Origin of the sequence: Microbacterium sp. zg-YB36 (genome assembly GCF_024623575.2) — a bacterium.
Classification (GTDB): domain Bacteria; phylum Actinomycetota; class Actinomycetes; order Actinomycetales; family Microbacteriaceae; genus Microbacterium.
The window spans coordinates 428,490-445,953 of sequence record NZ_JANJFD020000001.1 but is presented as its reverse complement, the minus strand read 5'-3'; the positions used below and the strand labels follow the sequence as shown (position 1 = coordinate 445,953).

Here is a 17,464-nt window from a genome sequence, read left to right as displayed (position 1 = left end):
GGCCCTATGTCGTGGGCAGCGGTTAGGCTCGGAGGGCGCCCGACTGGGGGCAGTGAGGAGGAGCCTGATGGCTCGCATCGGTGAAAGCGCCGACCTGTTCAAGTGCTCCTTCTGTGGCAAGAGCCAGAAGCAGGTCCAGCAGCTGATCGCGGGACCGGGCGTGTACATCTGCGACGAGTGCGTCGAGCTGTGCAACGAGATCATCGAAGAGCGCATGGCCGAGTCCGGCACCGGCGAAGTCGCCGACTTCGACCTGCCCAAGCCCCGCGAGATCTTCTCGTTCCTCGAGGAGTACGTCGTCGGCCAGGAGCCCGCCAAGCGCGCCCTGTCCGTCGCGGTCTACAACCACTACAAGCGCATCCGTGCGCACGCCACCCTTCAGCCCGCAGAGCAGCGCGCCGACGACATCGACATCGCCAAGAGCAACATCCTGCTGCTCGGCCCCACCGGGTGCGGCAAGACCTACCTGGCTCAGACGCTCGCGAAGCGACTGAACGTGCCGTTCGCAGTAGCGGATGCCACGGCGCTGACCGAAGCAGGCTACGTCGGTGAAGACGTCGAGAACATTCTGCTGAAGCTGCTGCAGGCCGCCGACTTCGACACCAAGCGTGCCGAGACCGGCATCATCTACATCGATGAGGTCGACAAGATCGCCCGTAAGGCCGAGAACCCGTCGATCACGCGCGACGTGTCGGGCGAGGGCGTGCAGCAGGCGCTGCTGAAGATCCTCGAAGGCACGGTCGCCTCGGTACCGCCGCAGGGCGGTCGCAAACACCCGCACCAGGAGTTCATCCAGATCGATACGACGAACGTGCTGTTCATCGTGGCCGGCGCGTTCGCCGGGCTGGAAGAGATCATCTCCTCACGCGTCGGCAAACACGGTGTCGGCTTCGGCGCACGCCTGTACGACAAGGGCGAGAACATCAACCTGTTCAGCGAGGTGCTCCCGGAGGACCTGCACAAGTTCGGCCTGATCCCGGAGTTCATCGGTCGCCTGCCGGTCGTGGCATCCGTCGCCCCGCTCGACCAGGACGCGCTCATGGAGATCCTCACCGAGCCGCGAAACGCCCTCGTCAAGCAGTACCAGCGCATGTTCGAACTCGACGGCGTGCAGCTGGAGTTCGAGGAAGACGCGCTGCGCGCGATCGCCGACCTCGCGGTGCTCCGCAAGACCGGCGCGCGCGGGCTGCGGGCGATCCTCGAAGACGTGCTCGGGCCGATCATGTTCGAGATCCCGTCCACGGAAGACGTCGACAAGGTGATCATCACGCGCACCTCGGTCGAGGAGGGCAGCACTCCGACGCTCGTGCTGCGGCAGAAGCGCAAGAGCGCCTGACCCCCTGCCGTGTCGGCGGCCCGCGCTACCGTCGCGGCCATGACGCAACCGCAACCCTTCTCGTTCCGCGCTTCGGACGAGCTACTCGACGATCTGCGCCACCGTCTCGCCACCGCGCGCTTGCTGCCCGACTCGCCACGCCGCCCCGCCTCGGGGATGGCTGCCGACTACCTGGCTGAGCTCGTCGCCGCATGGCGCGATTTCGACTGGCGCTCGCGCGAGCAGTGGCTCAATTCCCATCCCCAGTTCCTGGTCGACATCGGCGACGCGACCGTGCACTTCGTGCACCGACGATCGGCACGCGACGACGCACCCGTGCTGCTGGTGATGCACGGCTGGCCGCACACCTTCGCCCTGCAGCTGGACTTCACCGACCTGCTGCCCGACTTCCACGTCGTCGTGCCGAGCTTCCCCGGGTTCGCGTTCTCCCCGCCCTACCGCGACGGTCCGATCACCGAACGGCGCCTGGCCGACACGATGCACGCCCTCATGACCGAGGTGCTGGGTTACTCCCGTTACCTGACCTATGGCGAGGACGTCTCCGCCAACGTCAACGATCTGCTGGCCGCCACCCACCCCAAGGCGGTCGCGGGCGTGCTCGTGACGCACGCGCATTTCCCTTCGCAGCACGAGCGCGAACAGCTGACGGATGCCGCCGAGACCGCGTTCTTCGCGGAACTCGCCGCCGCTCACGGCACCGACGGCGCCTACGGGCACGTGCAGGCGACGCGACCCGATACCCTCGCGGTCGCGCTGAACGACTCGCCCGCGGGTCTGCTGGCGTGGCTCACCGAGAAGCTCGTGGAGTGGAGCGACACCCCGGCGGGCGATCCGCACGCGGTGGAACTGCGCATCTCGCGCGAACGCATCCTCACCGAGGCGATGATCTACTGGGCGACCCAGAGCATCGGCACGTCGTTTCGTCCCTACTATGAGGGTGCCGACCAGCCCGAACCGATGCCGCCGGTCACGGTACCCGCGTCGGTGCACATCCAGCGCCACGAGGGCGATTATCCGGAGTCCCTCGCGCTGCGGTTCTACCTGGACCTGCGCACCTTCGAGCGTCTCACCGAGGGCGGGCATTTCGCTGTTGCCGAGATCCCAGCAATCATGGCAGACCGGGTGCGCACCTTCTCCCGGAGCCTCGGCATGCTCTGATCGGCCGGCCGGCGTGTAGAGGCGCGCGCGAAATGCAAATTCGCACAATGCGACAATACAAAATCGCCACGCGCAAAAGCGCCTGAGGATCTGCTCAATCCGCTACAGTCGGGCCACGACTGACTCGATGGGGAGACCGTGGATATCGACTTCACACAACTTCAACTGGCCGGCCAGGTGCTGGAACGCCAACGGGGCCATGCCGATGCGATCGGCACGCACCTGGAGACCTACGCTCGCTTGAACGCCGGCGAACTCGGGCTCATCCTGCAGCTGGTCCAGCCCATCAGCGATGCGATGGTGGATGCCGGCAAGAAGGCGACGGCATTCTCCTCGCTGGCGTTCAACGAAGGCACCGCGCGGATGGAGCAGACGGTCAGGACGTATGTCGATGCCGAGCGCACCGCCCACGAGGCGACCGCGCAGGTGATCGGGATGCTCGGCGGTGACAGTGCCCCCTATGCCCCGCCGAACGCACCGACGCTGGGCGCACCGCAGACGGCGGCGCCGTCGCGTTACGACGAGCCCGACGGCAATGTGTTCAACCAGGCCTTCGGGGACGGCTATTCCGCCGGGGAGTGGGCGTTGGGGACAAGGGACGACGTGGCCGGTCGGGCCAAGGACGCGCGGTCGCGGTCACGCACCGTGACCGAGGCCGTCGACGTGCGCTCGTTCCTGCCGACGCCTCGGGGCGAGGATCCCGAGATCGAGAGCATCCGCTGGAAGGCGGGTCCGATCTTCGGCAGCGTGGACTGGGTCTTCGAGAAGCTCGTCGGATATTCCCTCCTCGAAGAGGTCACCAAGCCCTTCTCCGGCGACTGGGAGCGGATGCGGGAGGCGCAGATCGCGTGGACGCACACCGGCGACGCCATGACCGCGGTCGGTCGCAACGCGATGGGGCTGCTGCCGCCGATGGCGAGTTGGACGGGCAGGGGATCGGAGGCTTTCGCCGCCGCGGCCGCGGTCATCTCTCAGGCCCACACCGCAGCAGCTGGCCCGGCGGGCACCGTCGCGTCGGCGATCAAGATGCTCATCCTGCTCTGCAAGCAGGCAGTGGGGAAGATCCTCGCGAAGCTGGAGGAACTCAGCGAGAAGCTTCTCAGGATCGCCGCGAAAGCCTCCATTCCGGTCGTAGGGTGGATCGCCGCCGTCGCAGACGCGGGTCTCACGGTGCACGAGCTGATCAAGGACGCGCAGTGGGCATACAAATGGATCAACCGCATCTACGACCTGGCCTCCGGCATGGTGAGCAGCATCGGCGCCATCGTGGACAACGCGATGCGCATGGCCGATCTGTATGAGGGCCTGGCCCGCGGCGCGATGGCGAGGGCGTGATGACGACGGATCGCCAGGAACCCAATGTGACGCGGGACGACCTCCCCGAGCTGCGCGGAGATTTCCAGGACATGGCTGACCAGTTCGCACAACTGCTGCGCGAAGCGGACGCTGAGCTGGCCGCGCGGGATGCCCAAGCTGACGCCACAGGCGCTGAGTCGGACGAGGAACATGCCGAGCAGGCCCGCTCGGGAGCGCTCGGCCCCGACTGGCGCGTCGTCCAGGGGCGTATCGACCTCGGCCGGACGACGCTGAAGGCCGTGTTCTCCGGGGAGGATGCCTCGCCCGAGGCGGAGCGCCTGCGCGCTGTCGCCAGACGCAATCTGGAGGAGTTGCGTGAGTCCTGGTCCGCCGAGGAGCGCGACGAGGGTGACTCAGCGCCTCCTGCACCCGACGTGGTCTTCGCGCAGACGTTGCGCGACTCGCGCGCACGCTTCGAGCAGGCTGCCGCACGGATTCAGGACGCGCTGAACGCCATGGGGCGCCGGGAGGGGCAGGAGAATGTCTGATCTGTCGGTCACGCCGGCGAGCGTCGAGTCGCTGTCGGCGTCCGTGGACGCGAGCGCCTCGGGCATCGAGGGCCAGCTGTCAACGCTGCGCGGCGCGAAGCAACAGCTGCTCGGCGCCTGGGTCGGCGAGGCGGCGAACGCGTACAGCGTTGCGCAGGATGAGTGGTTGCAGAAGGTGCAGGCACTCGCCGGCGTCGCACACGCAGCTGCGGAGGCGGCGCACACTGCTGCGACCGCTTACCGTGAGGCGGACGAAGCGGTCGGCAAGGCCTGGGGGCTGTAGCGGATGCCCGACGAACGCGCTTTCGAGCCCGTGACGCGCCGCAACATCAACACGGCCGGTGCCGGCGAGGAGATGCGCATCGCTCCGATCGGTCGGCACGGGTTCACCTCCGGCGGCGGGAGGTTCGTCGTGCGGACCGACCCGGGAACCGTCATGGAGGTCGCCGTCGCGCAGCTCCAGGCGGTGGGGTTCGCGCTGGGTGACGACACGTTCCAGCGGCTGCTGACCGAATCGGGGTCGGAGTGGCTGGCCCAGGATCTGCGTCTGGGTGACATCAAGCGATCGCGCAAACGCGGACTCATCGCCTGGGCCGTGGAGGACACCGGGCTGGAGTTCTTCCGGCGGTTCTGGCGCGGCGCGACCCCGACGCTCGTCGTGGCGTCTGCACGGGCGACGCCGGCCGGCGCGGAACTGGTCATCTTCCCCCACGCCTCGACTCGCGGTGGCCCCGGCGGGAACGACGCCGGGCCGCTGATCCGCACGACCCTCGCGGTGCTGAATGACCATTTCTCGGATGCCGGAACGCTGGTCTCCTTCGAGCGCATGCGGGGGATCAAGAACGACGGGTCCCCGGCGTCGCAGGCTGTCGTGCGTGACCTACTGGGGTGGCGCTGAGCACCCGCCGGTGACGACACCGGCGGGTGTTGTCCCCGGTCAGTCGTTCAGGCCGCGGCGCTCCAGCAGTGGCTCGATCTCGGCGTCCCGGCCGCGGAAATCGCGGTAGGCCTCCAACGGATCCTTCGAGCCGCCCACGCCCAGCAGGCGCTGGCGGAACCGGTCGCCGTTCGCCCGCGTGAGGCCGCCGTTGTGCTCGAACCACTCGACCGTGTCGGCGTCGAGCACCTCGCTCCAGATGTACGAGTAGTAGCCGGCGCTATAGCCGCCGGAGAAGACATGCGCGAAGTAGGTCGAGGAGTAACGCGGCGGCACCACGGAGTTGTCCAGGCCGATCTCGGCGAGGGCGGCAGCTTCGAAACCGCCCACGTCGCTCACCTCAGCCGCCCCGGCCGCGCCCAGGCGATGCCACGCCTGGTCGAGCCACGCCGCCGCCAGATACTCGCTCGTCGCGAAGCCCTGGTTGAAGACTTCGGATGCCGCCAGCTTGTCGACGACCTCGGCCGGCAGCGGCTCGCCGGTGTCGATGTGGCGGGCGTAGTTGGCCAGCACCTCCGGCCAGTAGATCCACATCTCGTTGACCTGGCTGGGGAACTCTACGAAGTCCCGGTACACGTTCGTGCCGGCGAAGCTCGGGTAGGTGACCGTGGCGAACAGGCCATGCAGGGCATGGCCGAACTCGTGGAAGAGCGTTGTCACTTGGTCGAGGGTCAGCAGCGTGGGCTGCCCGGGGGCGGGACGCGGCACGTTGAGGTTGTTCACGACGACCGGCGCAGTGCCACGCAGGCGGGACTGGGACACGATCGAGTTCATCCACGCCCCGCCGCGCTTGGTGTCGCGCGTATACAGGTCCAGCACGTAGAGCCCGAGCGGCGAACTGTCGGCGTTGTGGATCTCGAACACCCGGGCGTCGCGGTGATAGGCCGGCAAGTCGGTGCGCTCGGTGAACGTGATGCCATAGAGCGCCGTGGCAGCGTAGAAGACGCCGTCGCGCAGCACCCGCTCCGCCTCGAACCAGGGTCGCAGCGCGGCGCGATCCAGGTCGTAACGCGCTTGGCGCACCTGCTCGGTGTAGAACGCCCAGTCGTGCGCCTCGAGCGCGAACGCGTCGGGGCGCCCGTCGATGATCTCCTGCAGCGCCGCGCGCTCGCGCGCCGCGTTGCGGGCGGCGGGCTCGGCCAGGCGGAAGAGGAGGTCGCGGACGGCTTCGGGGGAGCGGGCCGTCTCATCGGAGGTGATGTAGGCGGCGTGGCTGTCGTAGCCCAGCAGCTCAGCGCGCTGTGCGCGCAACCGCACGATCTCGCGCAGCACGTCGCGGTTGTCGTGCTCGTTGCCGCGCGAGCCACGCGAGCGGGATGCCTCCAGCAGCCGGCGACGCGACTGACGGTTCGTCAGCGAGGAGAGGTACGGATGCCCCGTGAACAGGGTGAGTGCGATGACGTAATGCCCGTCGAGGCCGCGATCGGCGGCCGCTTGCGCTGCCGCGGAAAGCTCGCCCTCGGTCAGTCCGTCGAGTTCGGCGGCATCGTCGAAGACGACGGCGAGGTCGTTGGTGTCGGCGAGGAGGTTCTTCTCGAACGTCGTGGTGAGGATCGACAGTCGCTGGTTGAGTGCGGTCAACCGCTCCTTCGCGTCTTCGGACAGCCCCGCCCCGGCATGGGTCATCTCGGTGAAGCGGCGCTCCAGGAGATAGCGCTGCTCGGCGGTCAACTCCAGTTCGTCACGACGCTGATGCAGGTTCTCGATGCGGGCGTACAGCTCGCTGTCGAGTCCGATGGCGTCCTGGTGGGCAGACATCAGCGGGGCAAGCGTTTCTTCGACTGCCTGGATCTCGGGCGTGGCATCCGCCGATGACACCGTGAGGAAGGTCCGCGCGACTCGTCCGAGCAGATCGCCGGAGCGTTCCAGCGCCTCCAGGGTGTTCTCGAAGGTCGGCTCATCGCTCTGCCCGGTGATGACGGCCATCTCGGCGCGCTGCTGCGCGAAGGCCACGTCGAACGCGGGGAGGTAGTGCTCCGCCCGGATCTCGCGGTAGTCGGGCAGCCCGTAGGGCAGCTCGCTTGCCATCAGCAGAGGGTTCGTCGCGGCATCCGTCATCGCATCAGCCTATTGGCGCGCCGAGCGATCACCCGCGCACCCGCGCCGCTGGCGCGCGTCAGGCGAAGTCGTCGTCCGGGTCGTGCCCGACCACGGCGTTGCCGTGAGCATCGAGCGTCACGGTCACACCGGTGTCGAGCTCGGCGATGGGCCGGCGCTCGAGCCAGGTAAGCGTCCAACGGGGGCGAGGCTGACCGAGTTCGTCGCCGGGCATCGCCCGGTCGACCGCGCGGATCTGCTCACGCAGCACGTCCGGCACCGCGGCGGGCGGTTCGTCTCCTGAGGTCCAGCGGGTTCCTAACTGCACGTCACACCTCCTGCGGGGCAAGCACGATGTCGAGCACCGAGGTGGACTCGGCCTCCTGATACACGATCTCGGCGATGCGGCCGACGGCCTTGAGGTCGCCTTCCGCCAGGCGCAGGGCAGCGGTGGCCGTCGCGGTCGCGGCGATCGTCGCGCTCTGCACGTGGGTCTTCTGCGATGCCTTAGCCTCCGTCTTGGCGCGACGGATGCTGATGAGCGCTTCGCCGACGATGCGAAGCACCGCCGGGTCGCCCTCGATGCCGAGCGGCTTGGGCCACGGCGCAGTGTGCACCGACCCTTCCTCGAACCACGACCAGGCCTCTTCGGTCGCGAAGGCCAGCACCGGCGCGAGCAACCGCAGCAGCGTCGACAGCGCCAGGCGCAGCGCCAGCGCAGCGGAGGGCTGCCCCACATCGGCCTGGTTGTAGGCGCGTTCCTTGACCAGCTCGAGGTAGTCGTCGCAGAACGTCCAGAAGAACGCCTCGGTCACTTCCAGCGCGCGGGCGTGGTCATACGCCTCGTAGGCCTTCGTCGCCTCGCGCACGACGCCGTCCAGGGTCGCGAGCATCGACGCGTCCAGCGCGTGGGTCACCTCGGCGCCCTCGGGCACCGGGAACGAAAGCACGAACTTGGCGGCGTTGAGAACCTTGATCGCCAGGCGCCGGCCGATCTTGACCTGAGTGGGGTTCTGCGGGTCGAACGCGGCATCCGCGCCCAACCGGCTCGACGCCGACCAGTACCGAACGGCATCCGTCCCGTGCTGGGCGAGGATGTCGGCGGGCGTGACGACGTTGCCCTTGGACTTCGACATCTTCTTGCGGTCGGGATCGACGATGAAGCCGGAGATCGCGGCATCTGTCCACGGCGCGCGGCCGTCTTCCAGGGCGCTGCGCAGCATGGTGGAGAACAGCCAGGTGCGGATGATGTCCTGGCCCTGCGGGCGCATGTCGAACGGGGCGACGAGATCCCACAGTTCGGGGTCGCGCTCCCAGCCGCCGGCCAGTTGCGGGGTGAGCGACGAGGTCGCCCAGGTGTCGAAGATGTCCTTCTCGGCGTCGAAGCCGCCCGGAACGCCGCGCTGGTCCTCGGTGTAGCCCGGGGGAACGTCGCTGGTGGGGTCAACGGGCAGGCTCGCCAGGTCGGGCGTGAGCACGCGGCTGTAATCGCGCTCCCCGTCCTCGTCCAGGGCATACCAGACCGGGATCGGCACGCCGAAGAACCGCTGGCGGGAGACGAGCCAGTCGCCGGTGAGGCCGTTGGTCCAGTTCTCGTAGCGCACGCGCATGAAGTCCGGATGCCACGACATGCCGGCGCCCAGCTCGATGAGCTTCTCGCGCAGGGCCGCGTCGCGCGCGCCGTTGCGGATGTACCACTGGCGGGTGGAGACGATCTCCAGCGGCCGGTCGCCCTTCTCGTAGAACTTCACCGGGTGGGTGAAGGGCTTCGGGTCGCCGATGAGCTCGCCGGATTCCTGCAGCAGTTCGACGATGCGCTTCTTGGCGCTGAATACCGTCTTGCCGGCGATCTCGGCGTACGCCGAGCGTGCGGCATCCGTCACGATCACATCGGGAGCGTCGGCGACGATGCGACCGTCCTTGCCGAGGATCGTGCGGTTGGGAAGGTCCAGTTCCCGCCACCAGATGATGTCGGTAACGTCGCCGAAGGTGCAGATCATGGCGATGCCCGATCCCTTGTCCTTCTGCGCGAGGGAGTGCGCGAGTACCGGCACCTCGACATCGAACAGCGGGCTGCGCACCGTGGTGCCGAACAGTGGCTGGTAGCGCTCGTCGTCGGGATGCGCGACGAGGGCGACACAGGCGGCGAGGAGCTCGGGGCGCGTGGTCTCGATGTGGATGTCGCCGTTGCCGTCGGTGCGGTGGAATGCGACGCGGTGGTACGCGGCGGGCTGGTCGCGGTCTTCGAGCTCGGCCTGCGCGATAGCAGAGCGGAAGTCGATGTCCCACAGCGTGGGCGCGAGCGCCTGGTACGCCTCGCCGCGCTCGATGTTGCGCAGGAACGCCAACTGGCTGGTGCGGATCGTGTCGTCCGAGATGGTGCGGTAGGTCTGCGTCCAGTCCACGCTCAGCCCGAGCTGACGGAACAGCGCCTCGAAGTGCTTCTCGTCCTCCACGGTGAGGCGTTCGCACAGCTCGATGAAGTTGCGGCGGCTGATCGGCACCTGGTCGGCGGCCTTGCTGCTCTTGTTGTCGCCGCCCTCGAACGGCGGCGTGAAATCGGGGTTGTACGCGAGCGACGGGTCGCAGCGCACGCCGTAGTAGTTCTGCACCCGGCGCTCGGTGGGAAGGCCGTTGTCGTCCCAGCCCATCGGGTAGAACACGGTCTTGCCGCGCATGCGCTCGTAACGCACCTTCACGTCGGTGTGCGTGAAGGAGAAGACGTGGCCGATGTGGAGGCTCCCGGATGCCGTCGGCGGGGGAGTGTCGACCGAGTAGACCCCGGCGCGGCCCTTGGCCTTGGCCGCGTCACGGTCGAAGAGGTACGTGCCGCGGTCGCTCCACGCGGCATCCCACTTCTGCTCGAGGCCTTCCAGCGCGGGCTTTTCGGGGATCTGCGGCACGGGGTACTCCTCGATATGTGCGGCACTGTGTGAGCGTGCCTGAGTGTGGACTGTCGCCCAGTTTACCGGGGCCGTGGTGCCGGAGTTGCGCATGCGTTGGCTAGCCCGGGTGAGGGGATCTGCCCGGGGGAGGACGGATGCCGCGTACGGGACCGCGCCCGGGCAGATCTCCTCGCCTCGGCAACCTCGCGGGCGGGTGGTCACCTTGAGTTGCCGAAATGCGGGGATCTGCCGAAATGCGGACGGATGCCGCGACATCGACCGCGCCCGGGCAGATCTCCTTGCCTGGGCAAACGCGGTTGCCGCGATGCGGGGATCTGCCGAAATGCGGGGATCTGCCGAAATGCGGACGGATGCCGCGAACGCGACCGCGCCCGGGCGGATCTCCTTGCCTGGCGTCTCCTCCCCAGGCTCCAATCGCGGCGCGCCGTCCCGATCTCGGCCCCGCCGCCCCTCGAGGAAGTTCCGCGGGTGGCCACACTGTCCCGATGGAGCTCATCACCACCGTCATCGCCCTCGGCGGAGTTGCCCGTTGTACGTCGCTGTACGCCGCCGGGTTCAGCAAGTACCGCATCGCGCTGGCCGTTGCCGCCGGCGAGTTGGTGCGTGTGCGGCGAGTGTGGGTCGCCACCCCGGATGCCGACCCGTTCCTCGTCGCCGCCGCGCGCGACGGCGTTGTTCTCACCTGCGTGACCCAGGCACGCCGGCTCGGCCTGTGGGTGCTGTCCGACCCGGTCCCGCACGTCGCCGCGAAACCGCACGCGGGCGGCATCCGGGTCACGAAGGCGCACGTGCATTGGGCTGCGCCGCTGCTGCCGCGGCATCCGAATGCGCTCGTCGACCCGATGGAGAACGTGCTCGCTCTGGTCGCCGCGTGCGTCCCCTTCGAGCAGGCGCTCGCCGTCTGGGAATCGGCCCTGCGTCGGCACACGGTCGAGCGCGGTGCGCTGGAGCGGCTACCTCTCGGTGGTCGGGCGCGCCGGCTGCTGACCCTGGCGAACCCGTTCGCTGACTCCGGCCTGGAGAGCTTCGTGCTGCCCCGTCTGCGGTGGCTGGACCTGCCGATCGTGCCGCAGGCGTGGATCGCCGGGCATCGCGTCGATTTCCTCATCGGACAGCGGCTAGTGCTGCAGATCGACGGTGGCCACCACGTGGGAGCGCAGCGCGAAGCGGACATCGCCCACGATGCCGAGCTGATGCTGCTCGGCTACCACGTGATCCGGGTGGGATACCGCGACGTCGTGGAGAACTGGCCGCGCGTGCAGGACCTGATCCAGCGCGCCGTCGCGCAGGGCCTGCACCTCGCGCGTTGACCGAAACGCGGGGATCTGGCGGAACGAGGGCGGATGCCGCGGCTACGACCGCACCCGGGCAGATCTCCGCAGCCCGGCACACCGCGACGACGGCCCGGCCAGGCGCGAAACCAACCCTCGACCGATAGATCCACCCCGTCCAAAAAGGGGTTACGGTGGAATGTCACCCCCTCCGCACCCCTCGAGGACCCGCATGCCTTCTCTCCGCCGCTTGCTGCCCGTTTCCGCCGTCGCCGTCGCCGTCGCGACCGCCCTCGCCCTGAGCTCCTGCGCCGCTCCGGGCGACGAGGCCGCGGGCTCCGAGGTGGTCTGGGCCATCGAAGGGGCGAACCTCTCCGCCGGCCACATGGACCCGCAGACCAGCCAGCTCGACGTCTCATCGCTCGTGCAGCGCGCCGTTCTCGATTCGCTGGTCTTCCAGGAAGCCGACGGCACGTTCTCGCCGTGGCTGGCCGAGTCATGGGAGGTGGCAGAGGATGCCACCAGCTACACGTTCCAGCTGCGTGAGGACGTCACGTTCCACGATGGCGAGGTCTTCGACGCCGCCGCGGTGAAGGCGAACTTCGACCGCATCGTCGACCCCGAGACGGCATCGGCGCAGGCGGCAAGCATGATGGGCGCAGAGTTCTACGCCGGCACCGAGGTGGTCGACGAGCACACCGTGCGGGTCGACTTCACTCAGCCCTACGCGCCCTTCCTGCAGGCGGCGAGCACGGCGCACCTCGGCTTTTACTCACCGGCCGTACTGGAGGAATCCGCCGACCAGCTGAAGGCCGGCGGCCCCGGCATCACGGTGGGCACCGGTCCGTTCGAGCTGACGGAGTACGTCGCCGATCAGGAGATCGTCTACTCCCGCAACGACGACTACGCGTGGGGTCCGGGAGGCCAGGAGGCCGCGCAGTTCGAGACGCTGCGCGTGTCGATCCTGCCCGAGGCGGCGGTGCGCGCCGGCGTCATCGACAGCGGCGAGGCCGACATCGCCAGCCAGCTGCCGCCGAACCTCGCTGCGGAGCTCGAGGGCGTCACCGTCGACACCAAGGAGTACCCGGGCCTGCCCTATTCGCTCTACCTCAACGAGGCCTACGGCGTCTTCGCCGACCAGCGGGTGCGCGAGGCCTTCAGCCGCGCGATCGACATCGACACCGCCGTCGAGGAGATCTTCTACGGCCAGTTCCCGCGCGCGTGGAGCATCCTCGGTTCCACCACTCCCGGCTACGACGCGTCGCTCGAAGAGGCATGGCCGTTCGATCCGGATGCCGCGAACGCGCTGCTCGACGAAGCCGGCTGGACCGAGACCGACGCCGAGGGCTACCGAGTCAAGGACGGCAAGCGCCTCTCCGCACGGTGGATCGCGTGGACCCCGGTCCCCGACGACCGCACCGCGCTGGCCAACGCGATCCAGTCGGACCTGAAGGCCGTCGGCTTCGAGGTCGTGCGCGAGGTCCTGGAGCCCGGCGCCTACAACGAGCAGTACGAGCCGAAGACCTTCGATCTCACCGACTGGGGCTTCTCCGGCATCGACCCCGACCTGCTGCGCAGCCACCTGCACACAAACGGCTTCCAGAACGCCTCCCAGGTGAGCGACCCCGAGATGGACGCGCTGCTGGAATCGGCGGTGGCGACGACGGATGCCGACGAGCGTGCGGCGGCCTACGGCCAGGTGCAGCAGTGGAACGCCGAGCACGTCGCGATCGTGCCGCTGTACAGCCCGGCGTTCATCACCGCCGTCGGCGAGACGATCTCCGGCCTGGCCTACGATCTGTACGGACGCCCCCTGTTCTACGACGTGACCGTCGAGTGAACGAGCGCCCACGGGCGCGGAGGTCACGATGAGCACAGCGGCGCAGACGGCACGCCGGATCGCCGTGCGCGCCGCCGCGCTCGCTGCATCCGTCGTCTTCGTGCTGTGGGGTGCGGCCACGCTGGCCTTCCTGGCGTTCCGGGTGATCCCCGGCGACCCGGTCGATGTGATGCTCGGCCCGCAGGCGCAGGTGAGCGAGGAGGTGAAGGACGGCATCCGTGCCGAACTGGGCCTGGATCGCCCCCCGCTGGAGCAGTACTTCGCCTACCTCGGCCAGCTGTTGCAGGGCGATCTGGGCGAGTCCTACCAGCTGCGGATGCCGGTGACCGAGGTGATCGGCCGGCAACTGGGGGCGACGGTGCAGTTGTCGCTGCTGGCACTGCTGATCGCTGTGGTGATCGCCTTCACCGTGGCACTCGTCGCCCGTGGGAAGGCCGCTCGCACGGTCGCCGCCGGCGTGGAACTGGTCGTGCTGAGCTCCCCGGTGTTCTGGATCGGGCTGGTGCTGTTGAGCGTCTTCGCGTTCGGGCTGGGCTGGTTCCCGGTGTCGGGGTCGCGCAACCCCGCCACCCTCGTGCTTCCCGCCATCACGCTGGCGCTGCCGGTGGCGGCGCTGCTCGGGCAGGTGCTGCGGGACGGGATCGAGGCGGCCGAGCGGCAGCCGTTCGCCACGACCGTCCGGGCCCGGGGCGCTGGCGCCACCCGCCTCACGGTGCACCACACGCTGCGTCACGGCGCGACCGGGGCGGTGACGCTCGCGGCGTACCTGGTGGGGTCGCTCCTGGGCGGCGCCGTGCTGGTGGAGACGGTGTTCGCCCGTCCGGGGCTCGGCCGGGTCACCCTCACCGCCATCACCGACCGCGACCTGCCCGTGATCACCGGCATCATCCTCATCAGCGCGCTGGTATTCGTGATCGTCAACACGATCGTGGAGCTCATGTACCCGCTGATCGACCCGCGGCTGCGCCGCGTGCCGCCGTCGGTCACGCTGCGCGCCGGGGTACCAGCGTGAAGCCCGCGCAGCGCGCGCTGCTCGGCGCGGCCCTCGCCGTGCTGGCTGTGGTCGCCGCCGCCGCTTTCGCGCCGCAGTGGTTCACTTCGCTGGACCCGCTGCAGACCGACGTGCGTGAGGCGCTGCGCGCTCCCGACGCCGAGCACCTGTTCGGCACCGACCAGAGCGGCCGCGACGTGTTCGCCCGTGTCGTCTACGGGGCGGGGCGGTCGGTGGGCATCGGTCTGCTCGCCACCGCCCTCGCGTTCGCCATCGGCCTGATCATCGGATCACTGTCGGGGCTCGCCCCCCGCGTCGTCGACGCGGTGGCGATGCGCGCGACCGACGTGCTGCTGGCCTTCCCGGAGTTCCTCATCGCACTCGTGGTCGTCGCGGTGCTGGGACCCGGACCGGCCAACGTGGCGCTGGCCGTCACGATCGCCGCCGTCCCGGTGTACGTGCGTCTGGCCCGCGCCCAGACCCGCAGCCTCGGCGCCGCGGAGCACGTCGAGGCGGCCCGCATCCTGGGGGTACCAGGACCGCTGGCGTTCGTCCGCCACGTCGCGCCGGGGGTGATCGGGTCGCTCAGCGTGCTCGCCACCATCGGCATCGGCTCCAGCATCCTCGCCGCCGCCGGCCTGAGCTTTCTGGGGCTCGGGCCCACCGAACCCACCCCGGAATGGGGCCTCATGCTCTCCGGCGGCCGCAACGTGATCGGGCAGGCATGGTGGGTGTCGGTGTTCCCCGGAGCCGCGATCACCCTCACCGTCATCGCCGCGACTGTCGTCGGCCGCACGCTGCGCGCCCGCGCGGACGGGCGGCGCTCGTGACCGCGCTGCGGGCAGCGGGCCTGCGCATCGCATTCGGAGAGGCGACCCCCGTCAAGGGCATCACACTGTCGGTCGCTCGGGGTGAGTGCCTCGCGATCGTGGGGGAGTCCGGCGCCGGCAAGTCCCTCACCGCACGCGCTCTGCTGGGACTCGCGCCCGACGGCGCCCGAGTCACCGCCGACGAGCTGACCGTCGACGGCGTCGACGCCCGCGACCTCGACGAACGGGGCTGGCGCCGGCTGCGGGGGGCGCGCATCGCCCTGGTGTCGCAGGACGCCCTGGTCTCGCTCGACCCGCTGCGGCGCATCGGCGCCGAGGTCGCCGAGCCCCTGCTCATCCATGACCCGCGGATGCCGCGCCCCGCCCGCCATGCGCGCGTCGAGGCCCTGCTGACCGACGTGGCGATGCCCGAACCCGGTCGCCGGGCGCGTCAGCATCCGCACGAGCTGTCCGGAGGGCTCCGCCAGCGCGCGCTCATCGCCTCGGCGCTGGCGGGGGACCCTGCCGTGCTCATCGCCGACGAGCCGACCACGGCGCTGGATGCCACCGTGCAGGCGCGCGTGCTCGAGCTGCTGCGCAGCATCGCCGACCGCGGCACGGCCGTCGTGTTCGTCAGCCACGACTTCGCCGCGGTGCGACGGGTCGCCGACCGCGTCGCGGTGATGCGCGACGGCGAGTTCGTGGAGGAGGGCGCGACCGCCGACGTGCTCGATGCCCCGCAGCATCCCTACACCCGGCAGCTCGTGGCCGCCTCCCGGCACGTGCCGCGGGCGCCCCGCGCCGTCGACGATGCCGACGTCGCCGCCGCCGACCCCGTGGTCGTCGTGGACGGAGTATCGAAGGCGTTCGACCGGCCGGCGGTGCAGGACGTCTCGTTCACCCTGGCCCGCGGGCGCACGCTGGGCGTGGTGGGGGAATCAGGGTCGGGAAAGACGACGCTGGCCCGCATGATCGTCGGCGTGGAGCGCCCCGACGCCGGCACGGTGCAGGTCGGCGGCGTACCGTGGTCGCGCCGCGAGGCGGCTGGCCTCCGCCGCCGCGTGCAGCTCGTGCACCAGAACCCACTGGGCGCCTTCGATCCGCGCTGGAGCGTGGGCCGGTCGCTGCGTGAGGCGCTCGCCGCGGGCGGGGTGCCGCGGGCGGCTCGCCAGGCAAGGGCCACCGCACTGCTGGCGGAGGTGGGATTGGATGCCGCGCTCGCGCGCCGCCGCCCCGCCGAACTGTCCGGCGGGCAGCGTCAGCGCGCCGCGATCGCCCGTGCGCTCGCCGTCGACCCCGACGTGCTGGTGCTGGACGAGCCGGTGTCGGCGCTGGATCCCACGGTGCGCGAGCGCGTACTCGCGCTGTTGCGCCGCCTGCAGGAGGAACGCCACCTCACGATGATCTTCGTCTCGCACGACCTCGACGTCGTCGCCGCCGTCGCCGACGACGTGCTGGTCATGCAGGACGGAGTCGTCGTGGAGGCGGGGGCCGTGGCGGAGGTCTTCGCGACGCCGCGGCATCCGTTCACGCGGGAGCTGCTCGCCGCAGGACGGTGAGGCCCGTCAGTCGCGTACGTCGATGCCGAGGGCGACAGCGAACGACTCCGCCAGCGCCGCCACCTGGTGCGGGGCGAGGGTGACGCCACGCAGCGCCCGCAGATCGGTGAACCCCAGCACCTCCAGCCCGCGGAGGTCGAGATCGGTCGCGCGCAGTTCCCGCGTATCGACGTCGTCGGCGCGGCATCCCTCGAACCGCACCCGGTCCAGCTGTGCCGCCGGGATGTCGATCGTGCCCAGCACGCAGTCGGCGATGAGGATGTCGGCGGCGCTGGCCTGCCCGAGTGAGAGGTAGTCGATGCGGGCCCCGCGAATCTCCACGGCGTCCAGCTGGGCGCGCGAGAGGTCGAGGGTGCCGATCCGGCCGCCGGTGATGCGCACCGAGCGCCAGGTGCCGCTCACCGCGGCCAGGGTCGTGGCCCGTAGGTCCTCGATCTCGACGTCGATGAGCGTCGCGCCGGTCAGGTCGAGACGGTCCACCGACGCCGGGGCGAAGACGCATTCCACCAGCCGCGCGTGTGCGGCATCCACCTCGCCGGCAAGCGCCTCGAAGCGGCTCTGCGAGATGTCCGCACGGCGTGCGATCGTCGTCGTGGCGGACAGGCGTGCGGGCAGATCGGGGGCTGCGGAGCGAGGCGGGGCAGGGCGGGTGGGACGCGGCGGCATGCACAAGAGCCTACGGACGCGTACAATCGGACGATCAGCATCGATCCGGCTATCACCGGGGAGCTCTCGGAAGAACGCGGGAAACCGTCAGTAGAACCGAGCGGGGCAGG

15 protein-coding genes are annotated in these 17,464 nt (G+C 69.7%); 11 read left to right on the top strand and 4 right to left on the bottom strand.

The window, feature by feature from the left end:
- Positions 1-67 precede the first annotated feature (67 nt).
- The 6 genes from clpX to NQ151_RS02125 all read left to right on the top strand — a co-directional run bounded on the left by clpX (position 68) and on the right by NQ151_RS02125 (position 5,236).
- Positions 68-1,336 (top strand): ATP-dependent Clp protease ATP-binding subunit ClpX, encoded by a 1,269-nt coding sequence (gene clpX, locus NQ151_RS02150; protein ID WP_257509655.1) that lies wholly within the window; start codon positions 68-70, stop codon positions 1,334-1,336.
- Positions 1,337-1,375: 39 nt separating this feature from the next.
- Positions 1,376-2,494 carry an epoxide hydrolase family protein gene (locus NQ151_RS02145; RefSeq protein ID WP_257526870.1) on the top strand — a complete coding sequence of 373 codons (1,119 nt, stop codon included), beginning with the start codon at positions 1,376-1,378 and terminating at the stop codon, positions 2,492-2,494.
- Positions 2,495-2,632: 138 nt separating this feature from the next.
- Complete coding sequence (locus tag NQ151_RS02140; protein ID WP_257526869.1) at positions 2,633-3,829, top strand: hypothetical protein; 1,197 nt, start codon at positions 2,633-2,635, stop codon at positions 3,827-3,829.
- Positions 3,829-4,338, top strand: a complete 510-nt coding sequence (locus NQ151_RS02135; protein ID WP_257526868.1) for a hypothetical protein — start codon at positions 3,829-3,831, stop codon at positions 4,336-4,338. The genes NQ151_RS02140 and NQ151_RS02135 overlap by 1 nt, the downstream gene beginning before the upstream one ends.
- Complete coding sequence (locus NQ151_RS02130) at positions 4,331-4,621, top strand: WXG100 family type VII secretion target (RefSeq protein WP_257509659.1); 291 nt, start codon at positions 4,331-4,333, stop codon at positions 4,619-4,621. Before NQ151_RS02135 ends, NQ151_RS02130 begins: the two co-directional genes overlap by 8 nt.
- A 3-nt stretch (positions 4,622-4,624) precedes the next feature.
- Entirely contained in the window at positions 4,625-5,236 is a 612-nt protein-coding gene (locus tag NQ151_RS02125) for a hypothetical protein (RefSeq protein WP_257526867.1), read from the top strand.
- A 39-nt stretch (positions 5,237-5,275) separates the two neighbouring features.
- Here the strand turns inward: NQ151_RS02125 and NQ151_RS02120 are convergent, their stop codons facing one another.
- From NQ151_RS02120 to valS, 3 genes are read right to left on the bottom strand one after another with little or no spacing between them, the layout of a single operon-like run.
- Positions 5,276-7,333 (bottom strand): M3 family metallopeptidase, encoded by a 2,058-nt coding sequence (locus NQ151_RS02120; protein WP_257526866.1) that lies wholly within the window; start codon positions 7,331-7,333, stop codon positions 5,276-5,278.
- A 58-nt stretch (positions 7,334-7,391) separates the two neighbouring features.
- Positions 7,392-7,640 carry a hypothetical protein gene (locus NQ151_RS02115; RefSeq protein WP_257509662.1) on the bottom strand — a complete coding sequence of 83 codons (249 nt, stop codon included), beginning with the start codon at positions 7,638-7,640 and terminating at the stop codon, positions 7,392-7,394.
- 1 nt (position 7,641) lies between these two features.
- On the bottom strand, positions 7,642-10,206 hold the full coding sequence (valS, locus tag NQ151_RS02110) for a valine--tRNA ligase (RefSeq protein ID WP_502883564.1): 2,565 nt from the start codon (positions 10,204-10,206) through the stop codon (positions 7,642-7,644).
- Between the two features lie 497 nt (positions 10,207-10,703).
- Here valS and NQ151_RS02105 point away from each other — a divergent pair, with 497 nt between their 5' ends.
- The 5 genes from NQ151_RS02105 to NQ151_RS02085 all read left to right on the top strand — a co-directional run bounded on the left by NQ151_RS02105 (position 10,704) and on the right by NQ151_RS02085 (position 16,688).
- Positions 10,704-11,528, top strand: coding sequence for an endonuclease domain-containing protein (locus NQ151_RS02105; protein WP_257526864.1), 825 nt, complete (start codon positions 10,704-10,706; stop codon positions 11,526-11,528).
- 193 nt (positions 11,529-11,721) lie between these two features.
- Entirely contained in the window at positions 11,722-13,329 is a 1,608-nt protein-coding gene (locus tag NQ151_RS02100) for an ABC transporter substrate-binding protein (protein WP_257526863.1), read from the top strand.
- 28 nt (positions 13,330-13,357) lie between these two features.
- On the top strand, positions 13,358-14,341 hold the full coding sequence (locus NQ151_RS02095; protein ID WP_257526862.1) for an ABC transporter permease: 984 nt from the start codon (positions 13,358-13,360) through the stop codon (positions 14,339-14,341).
- The gene (locus NQ151_RS02090) at positions 14,338-15,150 is read left to right on the top strand and encodes an ABC transporter permease (protein ID WP_257509667.1); all 813 of its coding nucleotides are present in this window, start codon (positions 14,338-14,340) and stop codon (positions 15,148-15,150) included. The genes NQ151_RS02095 and NQ151_RS02090 overlap by 4 nt, the downstream gene beginning before the upstream one ends.
- Positions 15,147-16,688 (top strand): dipeptide ABC transporter ATP-binding protein, encoded by a 1,542-nt coding sequence (locus tag NQ151_RS02085; protein ID WP_257526861.1) that lies wholly within the window; start codon positions 15,147-15,149, stop codon positions 16,686-16,688. Before NQ151_RS02090 ends, NQ151_RS02085 begins: the two co-directional genes overlap by 4 nt.
- A 6-nt stretch (positions 16,689-16,694) precedes the next feature.
- Here NQ151_RS02085 and NQ151_RS02080 read toward each other — a convergent pair whose 3' ends face one another.
- The gene (locus NQ151_RS02080; protein WP_257526860.1) at positions 16,695-17,354 is read right to left on the bottom strand and encodes a pentapeptide repeat-containing protein; all 660 of its coding nucleotides are present in this window, start codon (positions 17,352-17,354) and stop codon (positions 16,695-16,697) included.
- Positions 17,355-17,464 lie beyond the last annotated feature (110 nt).